Origin of the sequence: Acinetobacter sp. C26M, assembly GCF_023702675.1 — a bacterium.
Lineage (GTDB): Bacteria > Pseudomonadota > Gammaproteobacteria > Pseudomonadales > Moraxellaceae > Acinetobacter.
The window spans coordinates 2,137,358-2,157,859 of record NZ_CP098478.1 but is presented as its reverse complement, the minus strand read 5'-3'; the positions used below and the strand labels follow the sequence as shown (position 1 = coordinate 2,157,859).

Below are 20,502 nucleotides of genomic sequence, written 5' to 3'. Positions count from 1 at the left end.
ATCTGTTTTTTAATATTTTAAAAAAAACAATAAAAAATAGAATAAAAAAAAATTGACCAAAATGACAGAGGCTTAGCTTCGTTAGAATCGCTTTGTCATTCAGTCTTCTGAATCTGTAATTTATTTACCAACACGATTAATCTAAACCTTCCGTCAAAATCACCATATATTCGCCTGCAAGATCTCGGTGTTTTTTTGCTTCTTGGTAGGCATCACTGTGATACCAATTTTGAGCTTCCTGCATGCTGCTAAATTTAATGATGGCAACGCCGTCGCTTTCAATATTTTCCAAAGCAATCGACTGACCATAAAACACAATCGGCTCAGCTGAAAAACCTTGGCTGGCTTTGCGTGCTAAGGATGTATAGGTTTTCATCTCATCTTTATTTTTTAGTTCTTTACGAATCAAAATAATATATGCGCTCATTGGATTTCCTGATTGATAGGTACTAGATTTTGATTGGTTGATGGAGACGATCACGTATCCATCAACGCTGATCTATTAAATTGCACGAGCAACCAGTGTTAAAATATCATAGGTGGCAACCAATTCGTCACGCTGGTTTTTGACTTTGATATCCCATACCACCACGCCATGTGCAGGTTGTGATAAGTCTTTTTGTGGTTTTGGTGTTTTTTGCTTGCAGGTCAGTTCAACACGGATCGAATCACCAATTTTTACGGGCTCAACAAAACGTAAATTGTCCATGCCATAGTTGGCAACCACGGGGCCTTGTGCGGCATCGACAAATAATCCTGCTGCCGCTGATACGATAAAATAGCCATGCGCGACACGTTCACCAAAGAATGAATCTGCTGCTGCAATTTTGTCAGTATGTGCATAGAAATAATCACCACTTAAGCAGGCAAAATTGACAATATCTGCTTCGGTAACTGTACGACGCGCTGTCAGTAAACGCTCACCAATGACCAATTCATCAAAATCCTTTTTAAAAGGATGTACGCGGTCTTGCTGGATGTCAGAGCCTGCTGTCCATGAGTGGGTAATTTGAGTCAAACTATTTGGTGAACCTTGGATCGCAGTCCGTTGCATATAGTGTTTTACCGCTCTAATTCCTCCAAGCTCTTCACCACCACCAGCACGACCAGGACCGCCGTGCACCAAATGAGGCAGTGGCGAGCCATGACCTGTACTTTCTTTAGCAGACTCTTCATCCAGAATATGAACTCGACCATGCCAAGGTGCTATTTTCTGAATAATCTGCTCAATGTTTTCATGAGTATTTTTAACTACGGAGGCAACCAGACTACCTTCACCACGTGCCACTAGATCGGCAAGTTCATCAATGGATTGATATGGCATAAGCGTACACACTGGACCAAAGGCTTCGGTGGTGTGTACATGTGTGGCTTGCAAGGGTTGTTCACAGAGAAGAAGTGTTGGTGGAAAGAATGCGCCTTTTTCAGGGGTATCTGCATTAAATTTAAGATTTGTTGTACCACCAAAAACAATTTTTGCATCTTTAGCTAGTTCTGTAACTTTGTTTGCAACATCCAGCTTTTGTTTAGGGCTGGCTAGTGCTCCCATGGTGGTGTCTTGTTTCTGTGGATCGCCTACAATCACTTTTTCCAGTTTGGCAATCAGCTTTTGCTGTACTTGCTCAAGTTGTGCTTGTGGCACAAAAGCTCGGCGGATGGCAGTACATTTTTGTCCTGCTTTGGTGGTCATTTCTCGGAAAACTTCACGTACAAACAGATCAACCGTGGTTTCATCCGCTTCAGGGCTTAGGATGGCACTATTGACAGAATCAGCTTCCATACTAAAAGGAATTGAATATTTGTTGAGGTGTGGGTGGTTGCGTAGCTTTTGGCCTGTATAAGCTGACCCTGTGAAGGTTACACAATCTTGCGGGCCAAGATAATCAAAAAGATCATCAATTTGTCCGCAGATTAATTGTAGTGATCCTTTCGGTAGAAGTTGCGTATTTTCAATCGCTTTAACAACTGCTTGGGTGAGTTGAGCACCGTCAGTTGCAGGTTTAACAATACACGGCACGCCAGCCAATAGCGTCGGGGCAATTTTTTCTAACATCCCCCAAATGGGGAAGTTAAATGCATTGATATGAACTGCCACACCCGCTTTCGGGCTTAAAATATGTTTGGCACCAAAAGTGCCATTTTTTGAGAGTTGAATCCAACTGTCTTCCGTAATAATTTTTTCATCATTCAGCTCTCTGCGTACCAGACTTGAGTAGGCAAATAAGGTCTGAATTCCACCTTCAATATCAATCCAGGCATCTTTACGCGTTGCGCCTGTCGCATAGGCAAGCTGATAAAAATCTTCTTTATGCTCAAGTAAATGCTGTGCAATTTGCTTTAAAGCATTGGCACGTTGATGGAAGGTCCAGTTTGCCAGTGCTGTACCATTCTGTTTGGCATATTCAACAACCTGTTGCATGTCTATGCCATGACTGCTGACAGTATAGATCGGCTCATTGCTAATGGCGTGAACAACAGTACGTGCATCTTCATGGCTTGAATGCCACGTTCCATATACAAAAGATCCAAGCTGAACCACTTTTGATACAGGCTGTTGTTCTGCTGCTGATTTAGATGTTCCTTCTAATAGTGCTTGATCAAGCATGAGTAAACTCCATTTTTATCTGATACATCAATTTTTGAAATACTAAAAATATGATTCATAATTTCACGCTGATTAAGAAAAATGTCAACTTAAATTTATAAGAAAGAGATCATTTTAATTTTTATTTGTTAAATATATTTAATTAAAACAATTTCTTAATGCTAAATTTCAATCTTGTTATTATATGATACATAAAATATTGTTGACTTTATTTTTAATGTATCGAAAAATAGATTTAAGGCTAAGACCTAACGGAAATTGACACATGGAAAATAAGTATCAGAAATTTGAACACAATATTGCCAATGACATCACGATAGAAGCAAAAGATGAAATGCCAGATGCTTACCGTAAAACGTTGATTCGCCAAATTGGGCAACACGGTCATTCTGAAATTGTTGGCATGTTACCTGAGGGAAATTGGATTACGCGTGCACCGACTTTAAAGCGTAAAGCGGTTCTACTCGCAAAAGTTCAAGATGAAGCAGGGCATGGTCTTTACCTTTACAGTGCTGCAGAGACATTAGGTGCTGACCGTGATGAGATGATGGAAAAACTGATTGATGGAAAAATGAAATATTCATCAATTTTCAATTATCCGACGGTGACGTGGGCCGATGTTGCTGCGATTGGCTGGTTGGTCGATGGTGCAGCGATTGTGAATCAGGTGGCGTTGTGCCGTACCTCTTATGGCCCATATGCACGTGCCATGGTGCGTATCTGTAAAGAAGAAAGCTTTCATCAACGTCAAGGTTTTGAAGCCATGATGGTACTAGCCGCTGGAACACCTGAACAAAAACAAATGGCACAAGACGCTGTAAATCGTTTTTGGTGGCCAGCACTGATGATGTTTGGGCCGAGTGATGAACATTCTCCAAACAGTGCGCAAAGTATGGCTTGGAAAGTTAAGCGATTCAGTAACGATGATTTACGTCAAAAGTTTGTCGACAACACGGTTCCTCAAATTTTGCAGCTTGGTTTAGAAGTTCCAGATCCTGATTTGAAGTGGGATGAAGAAGCGGGACGTTATATCCACGGTGAAATCAACTGGCACGAATTTAATGAAGTGATTGCTGGTCGAGGGCCATGTAACCACGAGCGTATAGAAGCACGACGCAAAGCTTGGGAAAACGGTAAATGGGTTCGAGATGCAGCTGTTATCTACGCTAAAAAGCAACAAGCCCTAACGCAAGTCGCCTAAGCAAAATTTATGGACAAAATTGAGGACATCAAAATGGAAGATAAAAATAACTGGTCGCTTTACGAAGTATTTATCCGTAGCAAACAAGGTCTTAGTCATCGTCATGTCGGTAGTTTAAGAGCATCTGATGATGAAATTGCTTTGCAACATGCACGCGATGTGTACACCCGTCGTAATGAGGGAATCAGTATTTGGGTGGTTCGTTCTGAATTGATTAAGTCATCACAGCCAGATGAAAAAGCTGAGTTTTTCGAACCAGCGCTAGACAAAGTTTATCGTCATCCTACGTTCTATCATATTCCTGATGGCATCGAGCATATGTAAGGGAGTATGGAAATGAATAATCCTATTTTATCTAAGTTCTTATTACATATTGGCGATAGCCAGTTGGTATTGGCACAACGTTTAGCGGAATGGTGTGGTCATGCCCCAGAGCTTGAGATTGATATTGCCTTGGCGAATATTGGTCTGGATCTACTTGGGCAATCCAGAAACTTTTTAACTTTAGCTGGGCAATATGAAGCAGCACAGCGAGATGAAGATCAGTTGGCTTACTTCCGTTCAGAACGTGAATTTCTCAATTTATTGTTATGTGAACAGCCAAACGGTGATTTTGCTCAAACCATCGTACGCCAATGGCTAATGGATCATTATCACTTGTTATTAATGACGTCTTTAAGCAAAAGCGCCGTAGCTGAGATTGCCGCGTTGGCAATGAAATCATTGAAAGAAGTGAAATACCATATTCGCTTTTCAACCAGTTGGATGGAGCGTCTGAGTTTAAGTACAGCAGAAGCACATCAACGTGTACAGGTCGCATTAGATAGCTTGTGGCGTTTTAGTGCAGAGTTGTTTGAATTGACGGCTGAAGAATATGTACTGGTTGAGCAGGGTTTAATCAGTGACTTATCCAATGAAAAAGCACAATGGGACAAGACAATTGCTGAAGAATTAGAACGATTTGAGCTGACAGTTCCTGCAAATGGTGCTTATCGCCGTGGTGCCAAACAAGGTCTACATACGGAACATTTAGGATATTTGCTGGCTGAAATGCAAGCCATTCAACGCACTTATCCTGAAATGACTTGGTAAGACAAGGAGTTGAACCATGCAAATGATTCGTCATTGTATCGATCAGTGTTGGGATGTTCTGCAAACGGTGAGTGATCCTGAGATTCCTGCTTTATCTGTAGTGGATTTGGGCATGATTCGTGGGGTGGAACTGAATGATCAGCAAGAAATTATTGTTCGATTAACACCAACCTATAGCGGCTGTCCTGCAACGGATTTATTAAAAGTGCAGATTGTCGAGGCGTTGGCCACAGAAGACCTTATCCCTGCGAAGGTGATCGTTGATTTATCTGAAGCATGGACAACTGACTGGATGTCTGAAATAGGCAAGAAGAAGTTACAAGACTATGGTATCGCGCCACCAGAGGGTTTAGCTCATCAATGTGGGACACACGTTCATTTAAAAGATGGTGTGGTGTGTCCGCGGTGTAAAAGTCTAAATACCAAGCTGCTCACGGAGTTTAGTTCGACCGCGTGTAAGGCCTTGTACAAATGTCAGGACTGTCTTGAGCCCTTTGATTATTTTAAATGTATTTAAAGTGTTAGATAAGGAAATCAGCCATGAGCCAATTTATTCCCTTAAAAGTAAAAAGTATTACGCCTCAGACAGATCAGGCCATTTGTATTTCCTTTGATCTTGTATCTGAGCAACAACAACAATTTAAATTTCAGCCAGGTCAGCATTTAACGATTCGTCATTTAACTGAGGCTGGTGAGATTCGTCGTTGCTACTCAATCTGTAGTTATGCACCGAAAGAAGATATCAGTATCGCGGTGAAAAAGATGGATCAAGGTCAATTCTCAAATTGGGCCAATGATTTTTTAAAAGTTGGCGATGTTCTTGATGTGATGCCACCACAAGGCGTGTTTTTTCAGAAGGCTGCCAGAACAGGTGGGCAAGCTTATTTAGGTATTGCTGCGGGCAGCGGGATTACTCCAATTTTGTCGATTATTAAACAGATTTTGTTTGAGCAATCGACATCGAATTTTACCTTGCTCTATGGTAATCGTTCATGGAAACAAACCATGTTTGCTGAGCAAATTATGGATTTGAAAGATCAATTTAAAGAACGGTTTCAGTTGATCAATATTTTTTCCCGTGAATTCAATGACAGCGAGCTGCTGAATGGCCGTATCGATGAAAACAAGCTCAAGCAATTATTTGAGCATGAGGTGTTAGAAAGTAATTTTGACCATGTTTTTGCATGTGGTCCAGATGAAATGATGGACACAGTCGAAAGCCTGTTACCGACCTATGGTTTAAGCAAAGACAAGATTCATACTGAACGTTTTAATACCGGTCATGTCCGTAAACGGGCAGTCGATGCCGATGTAAATCGTAAGGAAGAACAAGTCAATATTGTACTGGATGGTCGTGAACTGATCGTGTCAGTGTCTCAAGACGATGAAAGCATTTTAGATGCTGCATTACGTGCAGGTGCAGATTTACCTTATGCATGTAAAGGCGGCGTGTGTGCGACCTGTCGCTGCAAGGTGCTCTCTGGTGATGTTGATATGTTCTTGAACTACAGTCTTGAAGATGATGAAGTCGAAAAAGGTTATGTGCTGAGCTGTCAAACCTTACCTAAAAGCTCAAATGTCCGTTTGAGCTTTGATGAATAGAGGTGGCTATGCAAGAGCTAATCAAAGCCGAAATAACAATTGATGGTGTGATGTTATTAACCCTCAATCGTGCTGAAAAACGGAATGCTTTAAATAATGCAACTTTGCAATATTTATGCGAATTGCTTGAACAGGCAGAACACAATGCCCGAGTCAAAGCCATTGTTCTAACAGGCAATCAATATTGTTTCGCAGCAGGTGCAGATCTTGCTGAGTTAGCAGAAATGGATACTGTAGCTTTACAACTCGATATCCGTCCAAAGCTATGGCAGAAGATCGATGCGTTCAGTAAACCAATTATTGCAGCTGTGAATGGCTATGCCTTGGGCGCGGGATTTGAACTGGTTTTACATACAGATATTGTACTGTGTGGTGAAAATGCAAAATTTGCATTGCCTGAAATTGGTTTGGGTATGTTACCGGGCGCTGGTGGCACACAGCGTTTGGCGCGTTTGGTTGGGCAACAATTGACTATGCGTTGGGCGATGACAGGGGAAATGATCTCCGCCAAACAAGCACAGCAGCATGGTATCTGTAGCGAAGTGGTACCAACAGCACTCACGGTGGAATATGCCATGCAACTGGCAAGCAAAATTGCCAAGCAAGCGCCCTTGGCGATTCGGGTAATTAAACAATCGATTAAAAGTATTCACGAAATTACATTAAGTCAGGGATTGAAATCCGAACGGCAAAACTTTGTCTGGTTGGCGGCAACTAAAGATCGGAATGAAGGCATTAATGCATTTTTTGAAAAAAGAAAACCAGTGTTTAGAGGTGAGTGATGGACTATAACAATATTATCGTGGAAGAAAAAAATGCTGTTGGTTATTTAACCTTTAATCGACCAAAAGCACTGAATAGTTTTAACGTGGATATGCACCGTGAAGTCGCTGAGGTCTTGAGCTTTTGGAGTAAAAACCAAGATATTCGTTGTGTGGTGATTAGTGGTGAAGGCCGTGGTTTCTGTGCAGGACAAGATCTAGGTGATCGCGTGGTTGATCCAAATGCCGCTGCCCCTGATTTAGGTTACTCGATTGAAACCTACTATAACCCGCTGATTAAAATGATTGTCAATATGCCCAAGCCTGTGATCTGTGCGGTAAATGGTGTTGCGGCAGGTGCAGGTGCAAATATCGCTTTGGCTTGTGATTTGGTTGTCGCAGCGAAATCTGCCAATTTTGTACAGGCATTTTGTCGTTTAGGTTTGGTTCCAGATTCAGGCGGAACATGGTTTCTGCCGCGTGCGGTAGGGCAAGCCCGTGCAATGGGGTTGGCTTTGTTAGGAGATAAACTTCCTGCGGAAACTGCAAAAGAATGGGGCATGATTTGGGATGTTGCCGAAGATGCAGAGCTGAAATCAAAAGTCACTGAACTGGCAGAACGTTTAGCCAAACAGCCGACCTTTGGCCTGTCACTGATTAAAAAAGCCATCCACCAATCCAGTAATAACAGCTTTGATGAACAGATGTTCTTGGAGCGAGATTTACAACGTATCGCAGGACGCTCAGAAGATTATCGTGAAGGGGTGCAAGCTTTCATGAATAAGCGTGAGCCTGATTTTCAGGGACGTTAAGCATGATGAATCTAGATTTGTCTCATGCCAAAATTGCCGTGATTGGCTCCGGAACAATGGGAATCGGTATTGCTCAGTTGGCGATGGTCAATGGTCATTCAACTGTTCTCTACGATCTCGATCGTGAAAAGACCAAACAGGCGATTGATGGATTGCATCAGACCTTCGCCAAGTTGACAGAAAAAGGCAAGCTAACACCTGAGCAGGCTCAGCAAGCACTCTCACGTTTGACTATTGCGGATCAAATTGAAGCATTGGCAGGTGTTGATTTGGTGATAGAGGCGGTGGTTGAAAAGCTGGAAGTGAAACAAGCTTTGTTTAAGCAGTTGGCGACGATTTGTAATGACCAAACTATTTTAGCCACCAATACCTCATCTATTTCAGTGACAGCAATTGCGTCTGCTGTTCCACACCCTGAACGTGTGGTTGGACTGCATTTTTTTAATCCTGCACCTGTGATGAAGCTGGTCGAAATTGTACAGGGTTTAAAAACAACGGAAGTTTTATGTCAGTCCTTAAGAAATCTAATGCTGGCTTGGAACAAAATTCCTGTGTTAACCAAGTCAACGCCAGGATTTATTGTCAATCGTATTGCCCGTCCGTTTTATGCTGAAGCATTTCGTGCCTTGCAAGAACAGGTCACAACCTATGATCTACTCGACTATGCCTTAAAGCAGTGCGGTGGTTTTGCGATGGGACCGTGCGAGTTAACCGATTTAATTGGGCATGATGTTAATTTCTCAGTCACACAGAGTGTTTATGAAGCCTTCTTTTATGAACCGCGTTATCGTCCAAGTCTGATTCAGAAAGAATTGGTTGATGCTGGTACATGGGGACGCAAATCAAAGCAAGGCTTTTATCGCTACGATGAAAAAAATCAGTATGCGATTTTTCAGCCTCAGCTTATTACTGCGTCTTCTTTTCATGCTGATGTTCAAGTCAAAGGTACATGGGCTCAATGTCCGTATTTATTAGAACGTATGGGCTTAAGCCATGCTTTAGCAAGTAGTGAAAATATCATCCAAATTGATGATGTTGATTTACGTCTAAGTCAGGGAGAATCTGCCAATATCGATTATCCAAATCGTAAAACGGTATTGATGGATTGGCATCATCATTTTGAACATGCTCAGGCGGTGGTTCTTAGCCATAACCATCTTTGCCAAGCGGATGATCTTGCAACTGTTGAGGATTTCTTTGCCCAATCCCAGATCAAGATACTTTGGATCAGCGATCATCCAGCACTGTTAACCTTACGTACTATTGTTCTGCTGATTAATGAAGCCTGTGAAGCAAGTCTGCATGGTGTTGCGAGTATGGAAGATATTGATAATGCCATGAAATATGGAGTGAACTATCCTAAAGGGCCGTATCAATGGATGATGCAATTGGGTGCTGAATACGTCTTGGCAACACTAAACAATTTATATGCCATCTATGGCGAAGAAAAATATCGTGCAAGTCTTTATCTCAAACAATATGTGGCGAAGCAGCAGCGTATTCGCGTTGAATATTCAAAAGATTTAAAAGCCTTTGCATAACTAGGAGTCAACATGGAAGACGTTTTAATTTGCGATTTTATTCGTACCCCAATTGGACGCTATGCAGGTGCTTTAAGTTCGGTGCGTACTGATGATCTTGCTGCATTACCCATTAAGTACTTAAAAGAAAAACATGCTGATTTACCTTGGCAAGAACTGGATGAAGTATTTTTGGGTTGTGCTAATCAGGCTGGTGAAGATAACCGTAATGTGGCACGCATGGCCACCTTATTGGCGGGTTTACCTGAGGCAGTTCCTGCAATGACGGTAAATCGTTTATGTGCATCGGGTTTAGATGCAGTCGGCTTGGCTGCACGTTCAATTAAATCGGGCGAGTCTCAATTTGTACTTGCAGGTGGCGTGGAGTCAATGAGTCGGGCACCTTTTGTTCAAGCAAAGCCCACCGAAGCATTTGGACGCAGTCCTGAAATATTCGATACCACCATTGGTTGGCGTTTCGTTAATAAAAAGATGAAAGCTGACTATGGCACAGACAGCATGCCCGAAACGGCTGAGAATGTGGCTGAAAAATTCAAGATTAGCCGACAAGATCAGGATGCGTTTGCGATTCGTAGTCAACAGAAAGTGGCAGCGGCGCAACAAAATGGTTTTTTTAGAGATGAAATTTTGCCCGTTGAACTGGTCGATCGTAAAAAGAACATCACCATTTTTAGTCAGGATGAGCATCCAAGAGCAGAGACGAGTCTAGACGGCTTGGCAAAACTCAAAGCGCCATTCCGTAAAGAGGGTGGTTCAGTCACTGCGGGAAATGCATCTGGTGTCAATGATGGTTCGGCCTGTGTTTTATTGACCAATCGCCAGTTTGCAGACACGCACGGATTAAAGCCTTTGGCACGTGTGCTCGCGATTGCAAGTGCAGGTGTTGAGCCAAAATATATGGGCATTGGACCTGTTCCAGCTGTTCAGAAACTTTTAAAACAAACAGGTCTTCGCTTAGATCAAATGGATGTGATTGAGCTAAATGAGGCATTTGCAGCCCAATCTTTAGCATGTATGCGTGAGTTAGGTCTCAAGGATGATGATGCGCGTGTCAATCCGAATGGTGGTGCGATTGCACTTGGACATCCCTTAGGTATGAGTGGGACTCGTTTGGTAATTACTGCGACTAGAGAATTAAAAAGACGTGGTGGGCAATATGCACTGTGCACCATGTGTGTTGGTGTTGGTCAAGGTGTGGCCCTTATTTTAGAAAATTTAAATTAATTTAGACGGTTCTCGTGAAATAACGATATAGGAGAGATGGCAGTGGATAGCCAAATTATAGAAAATGTAGAAAAAATCACGCTAGCGGAGTTGCGAGCACTTCAAACCAAACGGTTAAAAGAAACATTGACCTATGTCTATGCCAATAGCCCTGTGTATAAGAAAAAGTTCGATGATGCTGGTGTACATCCTGATGACTTTGTAACGCTGGATGACCTCGCAAAGTTTCCATTTACCACCAAACAGGATCTACGAGATAACTATCCATTTGGTATGTTTGCCGTACCGCAGGAACAGATTGTCCGTTTACACGCCTCATCTGGCACAACTGGGAAACCCACTGTCGTTGGTTATACCCAAAAAGATATTCATACTTGGTCGGATATCGTTGCGCGTTGCCTACGTATGGCAGGTTTGAGTGCCAAAGATATGATTCAGGTCGCCTATGGTTATGGTCTGTTTACTGGTGGTTTAGGCGCACATTATGGTGCTGAGCGTTTGGGTGCTACCGTAATTCCGATGTCTGGTGGGCAGACTGAAAAACAGGTGCAACTGATTCAGGACTTTAAACCGACTGCGATTATGGTCACACCATCGTATTGTGTCAGTATTATTGAAAAACTAGAGCAACAGTTGGGGAGTGCACGAAATACCTCTTTAAAAGTTGGTATTTTTGGTGCTGAACCTTGGTCAAAAGAGTTACGCCGTGAGATTGAAGACCGTTTAAATATCAAAGCACTGGATATCTATGGCTTATCGGAAATCATGGGGCCAGGGGTTGCGATGCAGTGTCTGGGCGAAGGTGAAGGACTGACCATTTGGGAAGACCATTTTTATCCTGAAATCATTAATCCTGAAACAGGTGAGGTGTGTAAGGATGGTGAATTAGGCGAACTGGTATTCACCACGATTACCAAAGAAGGTTTACCGATTATTCGTTACCGTACTCGCGATTTGACCCGTTTATTGGCAGGTCAGAACATGGCGATGCGTCGTATGGACAAGATTGTAGGGCGTAGTGACGACATGTTGATTATTCGCGGCGTCAATGTATTTCCGACCCAGATCGAAGAACAGATTTTGCAAGTACCTAGTTTGGTGCCGAATTATGAAATTCTGGTCGCAAAGAAAGGACATATGGATACTTTGCATATCCGTACCGAAATGTGCCATAACTGTGACAAGCAGGCACAGCAATTGGCTCAGCAGTTGATGCAGCGGATTAAAACCATGATTGGGATTTCAGTTACGGTGGAAGTGGTGAATGAATTGACCTTGCCACGTTCTGAGGGTAAAGCAAAACGCGTCATTGATATGCGTCAGATTGCTTAACATTATAATCATTCAGGGTATAGTATTCCCTATATCCTGAATCTAAATGCCAAGATAAAAGTATGAGTGTAAAGTTACAGCAAATTATTGATTCAATTATTCAGAATGAACCCTTAAGTGGTACCTCATTGATTTCGACTATTTTTGGCGATTCAGTATTGCATCGAGGTGGAAATATCAGTCTTGCCAGCTTGATTCAGTTAATGGAGTTGTTTGATTTTAATGATCGTGCTGTACGAACTTCTGTTTTTCGTTTGGTCAAAAATGACTGGCTTGGTTCAGATAAAATTGGCAGAACCAGTTTCTATCGCATTACTGATGCTAGTCGTTCCAAATACTTGCAAGCTGAGCAACGGATTTATAATGATCAGATGAAAGAGTGGGATCATTCTTGGGATCTGATTTTGATGTCGAGTCTGGATACAGACAATAAGGCGTTTTTAAAGAAAGAACTGGAATGGTTGGGTTTTGCCAATATTTCTACCAATCTCATGGCTTATCCAGGTTCAAATCGTTTACAACTGCAAAAGCTACTGGTTGACTTAAATATGAGTGAGCAGGTGGTGGTGTTTAAGGCTGAAACTTTACAACTGTTTAATAACTCTACCGAAACGATTGGTCGTATGTTAGAAACCAATTGGCCGATTGATGAGTTACGTCAACGCTACCTGCAGTTTTTGGATATGTTTAGAGAAATTGGCGTGATTTTGATGCAGGGCGACGAAAGCATTGAACCGATTCAAGCCTTCCAAATTCGAACCTTACTGATTCATTATTATCGTCGTATTTTACTGAAAGATCCTGCTTTGCCCTTAGAGCTATTATCCGCGGACTGGCCTGCGGTCAATGCCCGTACATTATCCATGAACATCTACAAAAAAGTTTTTGAAGCGGCAGATGACTATTTCTTATCGGTTGCGGCAACATCGGAAGGACCAATGCCGAATGCAACTGCGCCTTTCTGGCGTCGTTTTGGTGGCTTAACCCAAAGTAATGAGAGATTAAGTCATGCCTTGCTATAGCATTGATGGGGTAGTTCCTGTGGTTCACCCCAGTGCATTTGTTCATCCCACGGCAGTTTTAATTGGTGATGTGATTATTGACGCTGGAGTTTATATTGGTCCTTTTGCTTCATTGCGAGCGGATTTTGGCCGTATTCATATCAAAGCAAATGCCAATGTACAGGACAGTTGCATCATTCATGGCTTTCCGCAAAGTGTCACCCTTGTTGAAGAAATGGGACATATTGGCCATGCTGCGACTTTACATGGTTGCCGTATCGGTAAAAATGTGTTGATTGGTATGAATAGCGTCATTCTGGATTATGCTGAAATTGGTGAGAACACCATTATTGGCGCAAATAGTTTGGTCAAAAGCAAAGATCAAATTCCTACCAATGTACTGGCAATGGGAAGCCCTGCAAAAGTTGTGCGAGATTTAACAGAACAAGAAAGCGAATGGAAAATAAAGGGCACTCAAGAATATATCCACTTGGCGCAGCGTTGTTTAAACAGCATGATAGAAGTCCTGCCTTTGATTGAAGATTCACATGATCGTAAGACCTATCAGGATTTTCAGTCAGATCACCAAATCAAGCCAACAACAGCATAAATAGAACATTTGAGCCGATCAATTTTTTTGAACTTCCGCGATAACAAGACATCAAAAAGCAACAGTTTGTTTTTAAATATTAGTTGATGATGGAGTGTAAATTTTTCTACTTCTTGGTCAGAAAAATACAGGCAAGCACTTGCCAGTACATTTTTGAATATAAACCCTTCTAAAAATGAATGCTTTATTTAAGGAAATACAACGAGGTTAATGATGTCTATTTTAACAAAAGAAATCTGGGATCAAAAATTATTTCGTGGTACATGGCAATCTGCCAAAAACGGTTATCAAGTGGTTGAAGTTGCGACTGGTGAGTCCTTAGGGCAGATTGGATATGCAGATGCATCTGATGTGCTCGATGCAGCTCAGCAAGCCAAGATTGCACAAAAGCAATGGTGGGCACTGAGTTATCAAGAACGTCAGGTAGTTTTTGAGCGCGCAGTTCATATCCTAACGGAGCATCAGGCTGAAATCATTGAATGGCTGGTAAAAGAAAGTGGTTCGCTACAATTAAAAGCAGGGTTTGAGGTTAATATCTCGATACAGGTATTGAAACATTGTATCGGTTTGCCAGCGGCTGATCAGGGCACATTATTGCCAACTACGGCAGGTAAACTGAGTTTAGCCAAGCGAGTGCCTTTAGGTGTAGTTGGTGTGATTTCACCGTTTAATTTTCCATTGTATCTTGCGTTGCGTGCGGTTGCACCTGCCTTAGCCCTTGGAAATGCAGTGGTACTAAAACCTGATGAACGCACTGCAGTCTGTAGCGGTTATGCAATCGCCCGTATTTTTGAATTGGCTGGTTTACCACAAGGACTGCTACATGTACTGCCAGGTGGTGCTGAAGTGGGTGAAGCCCTGACCTTGGATAAGAATATTGCGAGTATTCAATTTACCGGTTCAACCCAAGTAGGTCGTATTGTCGGTGCCAATGCAGCCAAGACACTGAAAAAGGTTTCTTTGGAGCTTGGTGGTAAAAATTCGCTGATTATTCTGGACGATGCTGATATTGAGCTTGCAGCAGAGAATATCGCGTGGGGGGCTTTTTTGCATTCGGGTCAAATTTGTATGACTTCTGGAAAAATCCTGATTCAGGAGAAGATTTATCCTCAAGTCAAACAACGTGTGCTTGAGAAGGTCAAAAATTTTGTGGTGGGTAATCCTTTGCAAAATGATGTCACGATTGGCCCACTGATTAATGCCAAGCAATCGCAACGGGTTGAACAACTGGTTAAGGATGCAATTGCGCACGGTGCAAAACTTGAAGTTGGTGGACAAGCCAACGGTGTTTTCTTTGAACCAACGGTCTTAGCTGATGTAAAGCAAGACAATCCGATTTTTACAGAAGAAATCTTTGGTCCAGTGGCAGTCCTGATTCCTTTTAGCACGGATGAACAGGCAATTGAACTTGCAAATGAAGGCGATTATGGGCTTTCAGCGGGTATTATTACTGCTAATGTTGGTCGTGGTATGCAACTTGGACAACAATTAAACGTTGGTTTATTACATATCAATGATCAAACTGTGAATGATGAAACAGTGAATCCTTTTGGTGGCTTTGGTGCATCAGGTAATGCTACACGGATTGGTGGTCCTGCAAATGCGGATGAGTTTACCCAATGGCAATGGATGACCATTCAGGCGCAAGCACCACATTATCCATTCTAAGCAAGGTTGAAAATTCTTTCCGATATGTCCCTAAAACTTTAGGGACATATACTTCTAAATCACATTACGCAGTTCGTTGGCGGTGTTGCGTAGTAGCGGTAAAATCTGTTGCACTAAATAATCCTCTTGTACACGATTGGTCTGTGACATGCAGTTTAGAGCGGCAATCGCTTTTCCTTGAGCATTGATCACAGGCACGGCAATTGCGATGACACCGAGTTCATGTTCTTCTTTGGAGAGGCAATAATCTGCTTGTGAAATACCTTTTAGCACTTCAAAAAAATTGCTTTCATCCGTTATGGTAAAAGGGGTTAAACGTCTTAAACCGAAGGTTTTTACCCAGTCGTGTTGAGCAGCTTCAGATTGGGCAGCCAATAAGACTTTACCTGTTGACGTTGCGTGTGCAGGTAGGCGATTGCCTAAATGCATGCCATAAGGGCTCACCCTTAGATTATCTTGTTGAGGCAGATAACTACGAGCGATTGGCACGACCTCGTTATCATCTAAGACCACCAATGAAAAGGTTAATGACGTTTGTGCAGACAAAAGATTAAGGAAGGATTGGGCAACTTTAGGCAGATGTGCTGAACTTAAATAAGAACTCGAGAAACGTAACACACGATAGGTTAACCAATAATAATGTTCGTCTGTGTCTAAATAGCCTAAGTATTTTAGAGTTTTAAGATAGCGCCGTGCTGCTGTTCGGCTGATCCCAGTCCGTTCAGCCACTTGAGTGACATTTAAACGTTGTCGATCAACACCAAAAGCCTCCAGTAAAGCGAGGCCCTTTGCCAAACCCGCAATATAGTCTTCCTGACGAATCTGTTCTTGCGAATTGGGATGATCTAACACAGCTTCAACCTTAACCATGCTTCCATTCCTGTTATTGTGATGTTTTGTCCGCTATTCGGACAAATGAGATGATAAACGGTTGTTTTTAACTTGGCTATATCGTGTACAAAACTTAAAAGCAGTAAGTTAAATGACAGGAGATAACAAGGATGAAGTGATGGAAATTTTAACAACACAGGTCGCAATTATTGGTGCAGGTCCAGCTGGATTACTACTTGGGCAACTTTTATACAAAGCAGGTGTTGAGCATATTATTATTGAACAACGTAGTGGAGATTATGTCGCTTCGAGGATACGAGCTGGCATCTTGGAACAAGTCTCGGTTGATTTACTTAAACAGGCTGGTGTAGATCAACATCTAAACGAGAAAGGATTGCCGCATTCAGGCATTGAGATACTCAGCAATGGTCACAAGCATCGCGTCGATTTATCTGCATTGACTGGTGGAAAGCAGGTAACGGTCTATGGTCAAACAGAAGTAACTAAAGATTTGATGATGGCACGGGAGGCCGCGCAACTTAAATCATTTTATGAAGCACGAAATGTACAGGTCAGTGATTTTTATCAAACACCTAAAGTGCAATTTGAACATCAAGGTAAAACCATCCAGATCGAATGTGACTTTATTGCAGGTTGTGACGGCTATCATGGTATTTGTCGTGCAAGTATCCCAGAAGATAAGATTAAAACCTTTGAAAAAGTCTATCCATTTGGTTGGTTGGGTGTTTTAGCTGATGTACCACCTGTTGCCGATGAGTTGATTTACGTTCAGTCAGAACGCGGTTTTGCCCTATGCAGTATGCGTTCAGAAACACGTAGTCGATATTATTTACAAGTTCCTGTGACAGACCGAGTTGAAGACTGGTCTGATGAAAAGTTTTGGGAAGAGCTCAAATTGCGCTTAGACACCGAAAGCCGAGAAAAGTTGGTAACAGGTTCTTCAATCGAAAAAAGCATTGCTCCGCTACGCAGTTTTGTGACAGAACCCATGCGATTTGGAAAGCTATTCTTAGCGGGGGATGCAGCGCATATTGTTCCGCCTACAGGGGCAAAGGGTTTGAATCTTGCAGCTTCTGATATTGCATATTTATCCAGTGCATTGATTGAATATTATGTTGAAGGCTCAGATCAGGGCATTCAGGAATATTCAGAAAAATGTTTACAACGGGTCTGGAAGGCTGAACGTTTTTCTTGGTGGATGACACACTTATTGCATCGCTTTGAAACAGAAAGTGAGTTTGACCATAAAATTAAGCAGGCTGAGCTGAGTTATATTCTTGGCTCGCATGCAGGTCAGACGACCTTGGCAGAGAATTATGTAGGTTTACCTTATGAAATTAAAAACATGTCTGAAGAGGTGCATGTCTAAATTGGTTGTGTAAGGCAAATGAAAAAGGCCTGTCTAATTTCTTAGGCAAGCCTTTTTATGGTATTGCTAGCTTATTCAGCAAACTGTGGAATCATTTTCCGTACATTGGTTTTCGCTTCAATCACAGTCATAAAGGTATATGCGCCAATGAATTTACGGCTGATAAACATAAACTCTTTGGGTGGAACCGAGAAATAGCGGGAAGCCATAGATTGTCCTGCTTGTTGCATTACACGGCTATGTAATTGGCTTTTTTTCCAATCATAACGATCTTGATCATCCATAATCCCAACTGGCATATCTGGATTGTTGCTCGGACAGCTAAATGCTTCCGTCGCAATCAGGAATACATCAGCCATACCAGGTTTAATGCTTTCAGGCATACCATCAAAAAATTCATAGCCAGTCATGGCTTTAACCATTGCATTTTTGTCATGGTCATAACCTGCATGAATCAAATTACGAGCGACAGTTAGCAAATTGTTATCGAATTGGCGAATCGCACCAAAGTCGAGTAGCACAATTTTATCTTGAACATCGTCACCATTACCTAATCGAACGAGGTAATTACCAAAGTTCGGATCGGTCTGCATTTCGCCCCATTCAAACAATTCTCGCACAGCAATTTCTAAAGATGCTTCACCGAGTTGGTTTCGACGTTCTTGCGGCAGAGACAGCATCACTGGACTATTGACAGGTACGCCACGCTCAAAAGTCATGCAAAGTACTTTGTCAGCACAGAACTCATCAACAATTTGCGGTACAACATAACGAGGGTCATCTTTCAAACGTTCGGCAAAACGGCGCGTCGTCGCGGCTTCAATGCCATAATCGACTTCACGGTGCATCATTTCACGAACTTCATCAAACCACTGATCAAATTCGCGGGTTTGTGGCACCATGCGAGTCAGTTTTAACATATTCTTGAAAAGATTCATGTCTGAATCAATTGCTTCTGCAACACCTGGATATTGGATTTTAAGTACTAACTCTAAACCATCTGATTTGCGTGTTGCACGATGTACTTGGGCAAGTGAGGCTGTTCCAATTGGCTCATGATCAATCGTGAGGTCATTTAATTTGGCACCCAGTTGCTCTTGCAAATGTGTTTTGATTGCTGGCCAAGCCAATGCAACCGTTTGATTATTTAAGGTGTTTAAGGCTTGTGTGATTTCTTCAGGTAAAAAATGTTCACCGTATAAAGCCATCATTTGCCCAATCTTAACAATTGACCCTTTTAACTTACCAATTTCAGAAACTAAATAGTGTGCCTGTTCAGCCATGGCTTTTTTACGTTTTTTCTCTTTTTCTTCTTCGCTAGAGAATAGCGAAGTAGCACTTGCAGTCGCCCAACGTGTTCCAGCAAGTAAAGAAGCTTTTGCAATAGATAAGCGACGATCCACCGATGAGGTTTTTAGATTCTTAAGCTTATCGTTCTGATCTGACATGAAAGAAAAGTCCTATGCTGAAATCGGAGGGTTAAAAGCCGAAACTTGGATTGTAGCGGATATTACAGCTTTTGAACGTATTAAAATAGTTCAATCTCTTGAATTATCAGTCTAAATTTATGCAATAGGGGGATCTTCATAAAAATAGCCTAAGTAAAATTTTAATACTTACTATACATTTGTCCTAAATTTTAAATTGAATCTTAAGCGAAGATTTCCGCATCAGTGCGGCTCGATTGCTATGTATATGTTTCATTAACATCTGTTTTACTTGGCTATGATGAAAACCAACAGCATATGCCTTAACAATAATAATACTGGGGAGTGTAAAGAAAAAATACTTGGTATCGTCTAAAGTCGCATCCTTAAAGATACCTTCTTGAACGAGCAACATCCTGAGTAATTGCTTTTCAGCCAGTACAGTTGAAGATGATTCATCATCCCAATAATTTTGGCGCATTGCCATTAAATTATTATGCTTATAACTCATAATGAAATTGAGCCTGTGATCTAACCTTTAGCAAATATATGAGGTTGAGATAGCATTTATCAAGAATAGATTTATATCTAAAATAGCCTAAGTAAATTTAAACTTTTATCTAAAAATGCTACACTTATCACACGACCACCATTCAACAAAAATACTGAATTGTTATGACGCCTGCTTGTAAACTATTGGAAAAAAATAAAATACCATTCTCTATTCATGAATATGAACATGATGTTAATGCAAAAAGCTTTGGACTCGAAGCTGCAGAAAAATTGAACTTAAACGTCGAAGAGGTGTTTAAAACTTTGATGGTGACTGACGAAAAAAATTATTTCATCGCAATTTTACCTGTAAACCATCAACTTAATCTAAAAAAAGTGGCAATGGCTGTTGGATGTAAAAAACTACAAATGGCGAATCCGAAAGATGCCGAACGCTTAACTGGATATTTGGTTGGGGGAATTAGTCCATTGGGGCAGAAGAAACGTTTGAAGACAGTGATCGATTCAACGGCGACAACATTTGACAAAATTTATGTGAGTGGTGGAAAAAGGGGGTTAGATATTGGACTTAATCCACAGGAACTTGCAAAATTGCTTGGAGCGGGTTTCTTTGATGTTTTAGACTAATTAAATATATTTTAAAGACAATGTTTTTTATAAATTATTGTTATTTTTGATTTTTTAAAATCTACAAAAACAATTAGCAATTGAAAAATTATCATTTTATTTAATGAGAATTATTATTATCTTTTTGTATCTTTTTCATTCTTTTCTTCTAGTTAACATTATTTAATTCAAGTGTTTAAATACTATTTTTCAAGTTTCGTAATGGAATTGAAATTATAAATGATAATAATTATCATTAATCGCATCTTAATCATAGCCTCCCTTA

20 protein-coding genes are annotated in these 20,502 nt (G+C 41.3%); 15 read left to right on the top strand and 5 right to left on the bottom strand.

All coding sequences use genetic code 11. The annotated features are described in order from the left end of the window. Positions 1 to 136: 136 nt before the first annotated feature. Together NDN11_RS09845 and paaZ are read right to left on the bottom strand one after the other, a co-directional pair. Complete coding sequence (locus NDN11_RS09845) at positions 137 to 427, bottom strand: DUF1330 domain-containing protein (protein ID WP_167247423.1); 291 nt, start codon at positions 425 to 427, stop codon at positions 137 to 139. A gap of 75 nt (positions 428 to 502) precedes the next feature. Beyond that, positions 503 to 2,605 (bottom strand): phenylacetic acid degradation bifunctional protein PaaZ, encoded by a 2,103-nt coding sequence (gene paaZ, locus NDN11_RS09840; protein ID WP_251109506.1) that lies wholly within the window; start codon positions 2,603 to 2,605, stop codon positions 503 to 505. A gap of 265 nt (positions 2,606 to 2,870) precedes the next feature. Here paaZ and paaA point away from each other — a divergent pair, with 265 nt between their 5' ends. The 13 genes from paaA (at position 2,871) to NDN11_RS09775 (ending at position 15,449) form a co-directional block, all read left to right on the top strand. Next, complete coding sequence (paaA, locus tag NDN11_RS09835; RefSeq protein ID WP_251109505.1) at positions 2,871 to 3,806, top strand: 1,2-phenylacetyl-CoA epoxidase subunit PaaA; 936 nt, start codon at positions 2,871 to 2,873, stop codon at positions 3,804 to 3,806. Between the two features lie 33 nt (positions 3,807 to 3,839). Beyond that, positions 3,840 to 4,130 (top strand): 1,2-phenylacetyl-CoA epoxidase subunit PaaB, encoded by a 291-nt coding sequence (gene paaB / locus NDN11_RS09830; protein ID WP_005188892.1) that lies wholly within the window; start codon positions 3,840 to 3,842, stop codon positions 4,128 to 4,130. A 12-nt stretch (positions 4,131 to 4,142) separates the two neighbouring features. Continuing rightward, on the top strand, positions 4,143 to 4,898 hold the full coding sequence (gene paaC / locus NDN11_RS09825) for a 1,2-phenylacetyl-CoA epoxidase subunit PaaC (protein WP_251109504.1): 756 nt from the start codon (positions 4,143 to 4,145) through the stop codon (positions 4,896 to 4,898). Between the two features lie 16 nt (positions 4,899 to 4,914). Then, positions 4,915 to 5,415: a 1,2-phenylacetyl-CoA epoxidase subunit PaaD gene (gene paaD, locus NDN11_RS09820; protein ID WP_167247414.1), complete on the top strand. Its 501-nt coding sequence runs from the start codon at positions 4,915 to 4,917 to the stop codon at positions 5,413 to 5,415. A gap of 23 nt (positions 5,416 to 5,438) precedes the next feature. After that, the gene (locus NDN11_RS09815) at positions 5,439 to 6,500 is read left to right on the top strand and encodes a 2Fe-2S iron-sulfur cluster-binding protein (RefSeq protein ID WP_251109503.1); all 1,062 of its coding nucleotides are present in this window, start codon (positions 5,439 to 5,441) and stop codon (positions 6,498 to 6,500) included. 8 nt (positions 6,501 to 6,508) lie between these two features. After that, complete coding sequence (locus tag NDN11_RS09810) at positions 6,509 to 7,282, top strand: enoyl-CoA hydratase-related protein (RefSeq protein ID WP_251109502.1); 774 nt, start codon at positions 6,509 to 6,511, stop codon at positions 7,280 to 7,282. Continuing rightward, entirely contained in the window at positions 7,282 to 8,073 is a 792-nt protein-coding gene (gene paaG, locus NDN11_RS09805; protein ID WP_251109501.1) for a 2-(1,2-epoxy-1,2-dihydrophenyl)acetyl-CoA isomerase PaaG, read from the top strand. Before NDN11_RS09810 ends, paaG begins: the two co-directional genes overlap by 1 nt. A 2-nt stretch (positions 8,074 to 8,075) precedes the next feature. Then, positions 8,076 to 9,614: a 3-hydroxyacyl-CoA dehydrogenase gene (locus NDN11_RS09800; RefSeq protein WP_251109500.1), complete on the top strand. Its 1,539-nt coding sequence runs from the start codon at positions 8,076 to 8,078 to the stop codon at positions 9,612 to 9,614. Positions 9,615 to 9,626: 12 nt separating this feature from the next. Further along, positions 9,627 to 10,838: a 3-oxoadipyl-CoA thiolase gene (gene pcaF, locus NDN11_RS09795; RefSeq protein WP_251109499.1), complete on the top strand. Its 1,212-nt coding sequence runs from the start codon at positions 9,627 to 9,629 to the stop codon at positions 10,836 to 10,838. A 42-nt stretch (positions 10,839 to 10,880) separates the two neighbouring features. Further along, positions 10,881 to 12,170, top strand: coding sequence for a phenylacetate--CoA ligase PaaK (gene paaK, locus NDN11_RS09790; protein WP_251109498.1), 1,290 nt, complete (start codon positions 10,881 to 10,883; stop codon positions 12,168 to 12,170). Positions 12,171 to 12,232: 62 nt separating this feature from the next. Then, positions 12,233 to 13,192, top strand: coding sequence for a PaaX family transcriptional regulator (locus NDN11_RS09785; protein ID WP_167247401.1), 960 nt, complete (start codon positions 12,233 to 12,235; stop codon positions 13,190 to 13,192). After that, positions 13,179 to 13,781, top strand: a complete 603-nt coding sequence (locus NDN11_RS09780) for a gamma carbonic anhydrase family protein (RefSeq protein ID WP_251109497.1) — start codon at positions 13,179 to 13,181, stop codon at positions 13,779 to 13,781. The genes NDN11_RS09785 and NDN11_RS09780 overlap by 14 nt, the downstream gene beginning before the upstream one ends. A gap of 213 nt (positions 13,782 to 13,994) precedes the next feature. After that, positions 13,995 to 15,449: a benzaldehyde dehydrogenase gene (locus NDN11_RS09775; protein ID WP_251109496.1), complete on the top strand. Its 1,455-nt coding sequence runs from the start codon at positions 13,995 to 13,997 to the stop codon at positions 15,447 to 15,449. Between the two features lie 54 nt (positions 15,450 to 15,503). Here NDN11_RS09775 and pobR read toward each other — a convergent pair whose 3' ends face one another. Next, the gene (gene pobR / locus NDN11_RS09770; RefSeq protein ID WP_251109495.1) at positions 15,504 to 16,319 is read right to left on the bottom strand and encodes an IclR family transcriptional regulator PobR; all 816 of its coding nucleotides are present in this window, start codon (positions 16,317 to 16,319) and stop codon (positions 15,504 to 15,506) included. A gap of 139 nt (positions 16,320 to 16,458) precedes the next feature. Here pobR and pobA point away from each other — a divergent pair, with 139 nt between their 5' ends. After that, entirely contained in the window at positions 16,459 to 17,670 is a 1,212-nt protein-coding gene (gene pobA, locus NDN11_RS09765) for a 4-hydroxybenzoate 3-monooxygenase (protein WP_251111529.1), read from the top strand. A 71-nt stretch (positions 17,671 to 17,741) separates the two neighbouring features. On the opposite strand, the gene NDN11_RS09760 is transcribed toward pobA, so the two are convergent. Together NDN11_RS09760 and NDN11_RS09755 are read right to left on the bottom strand one after the other, a co-directional pair. Further along, positions 17,742 to 19,118: an ABC1 kinase family protein gene (locus tag NDN11_RS09760; protein ID WP_251109494.1), complete on the bottom strand. Its 1,377-nt coding sequence runs from the start codon at positions 19,116 to 19,118 to the stop codon at positions 17,742 to 17,744. A 184-nt stretch (positions 19,119 to 19,302) separates the two neighbouring features. Beyond that, the gene (locus NDN11_RS09755) at positions 19,303 to 19,608 is read right to left on the bottom strand and encodes a hypothetical protein (protein ID WP_167247393.1); all 306 of its coding nucleotides are present in this window, start codon (positions 19,606 to 19,608) and stop codon (positions 19,303 to 19,305) included. A 164-nt stretch (positions 19,609 to 19,772) separates the two neighbouring features. Between NDN11_RS09755 and ybaK the strand changes: the two genes are divergently transcribed. After that, positions 19,773 to 20,237, top strand: a complete 465-nt coding sequence (gene ybaK / locus NDN11_RS09750; RefSeq protein ID WP_167247391.1) for a Cys-tRNA(Pro) deacylase — start codon at positions 19,773 to 19,775, stop codon at positions 20,235 to 20,237. The last annotated feature ends 265 nt before the right edge of the window (positions 20,238 to 20,502 follow it).

Coding starts and splice junctions, on each gene's coding strand:
- NDN11_RS09845 (WP_167247423.1), bottom strand. CDS start 427: ATGAGCGCATATATTATTTTGATTCGTAAAGAACTAAAAAATAAAGAT.
- paaZ (WP_251109506.1), bottom strand. CDS start 2,605: ATGCTTGATCAAGCACTATTAGAAGGAACATCTAAATCAGCAGCAGAA.
- paaA (WP_251109505.1), top strand. CDS start 2,871: ATGGAAAATAAGTATCAGAAATTTGAACACAATATTGCCAATGACATC.
- paaB (WP_005188892.1), top strand. CDS start 3,840: ATGGAAGATAAAAATAACTGGTCGCTTTACGAAGTATTTATCCGTAGC.
- paaC (WP_251109504.1), top strand. CDS start 4,143: ATGAATAATCCTATTTTATCTAAGTTCTTATTACATATTGGCGATAGC.
- paaD (WP_167247414.1), top strand. CDS start 4,915: ATGCAAATGATTCGTCATTGTATCGATCAGTGTTGGGATGTTCTGCAA.
- NDN11_RS09815 (WP_251109503.1), top strand. CDS start 5,439: ATGAGCCAATTTATTCCCTTAAAAGTAAAAAGTATTACGCCTCAGACA.
- NDN11_RS09810 (WP_251109502.1), top strand. CDS start 6,509: ATGCAAGAGCTAATCAAAGCCGAAATAACAATTGATGGTGTGATGTTA.
- paaG (WP_251109501.1), top strand. CDS start 7,282: ATGGACTATAACAATATTATCGTGGAAGAAAAAAATGCTGTTGGTTAT.
- NDN11_RS09800 (WP_251109500.1), top strand. CDS start 8,076: ATGATGAATCTAGATTTGTCTCATGCCAAAATTGCCGTGATTGGCTCC.
- pcaF (WP_251109499.1), top strand. CDS start 9,627: ATGGAAGACGTTTTAATTTGCGATTTTATTCGTACCCCAATTGGACGC.
- NDN11_RS09785 (WP_167247401.1), top strand. CDS start 12,233: ATGAGTGTAAAGTTACAGCAAATTATTGATTCAATTATTCAGAATGAA.
- NDN11_RS09780 (WP_251109497.1), top strand. CDS start 13,179: ATGCCTTGCTATAGCATTGATGGGGTAGTTCCTGTGGTTCACCCCAGT.
- NDN11_RS09775 (WP_251109496.1), top strand. CDS start 13,995: ATGTCTATTTTAACAAAAGAAATCTGGGATCAAAAATTATTTCGTGGT.
- pobR (WP_251109495.1), bottom strand. CDS start 16,319: ATGGTTAAGGTTGAAGCTGTGTTAGATCATCCCAATTCGCAAGAACAG.
- pobA (WP_251111529.1), top strand. CDS start 16,459: ATGGAAATTTTAACAACACAGGTCGCAATTATTGGTGCAGGTCCAGCT.
- NDN11_RS09760 (WP_251109494.1), bottom strand. CDS start 19,118: ATGTCAGATCAGAACGATAAGCTTAAGAATCTAAAAACCTCATCGGTG.
- NDN11_RS09755 (WP_167247393.1), bottom strand. CDS start 19,608: ATGAGTTATAAGCATAATAATTTAATGGCAATGCGCCAAAATTATTGG.
- ybaK (WP_167247391.1), top strand. CDS start 19,773: ATGACGCCTGCTTGTAAACTATTGGAAAAAAATAAAATACCATTCTCT.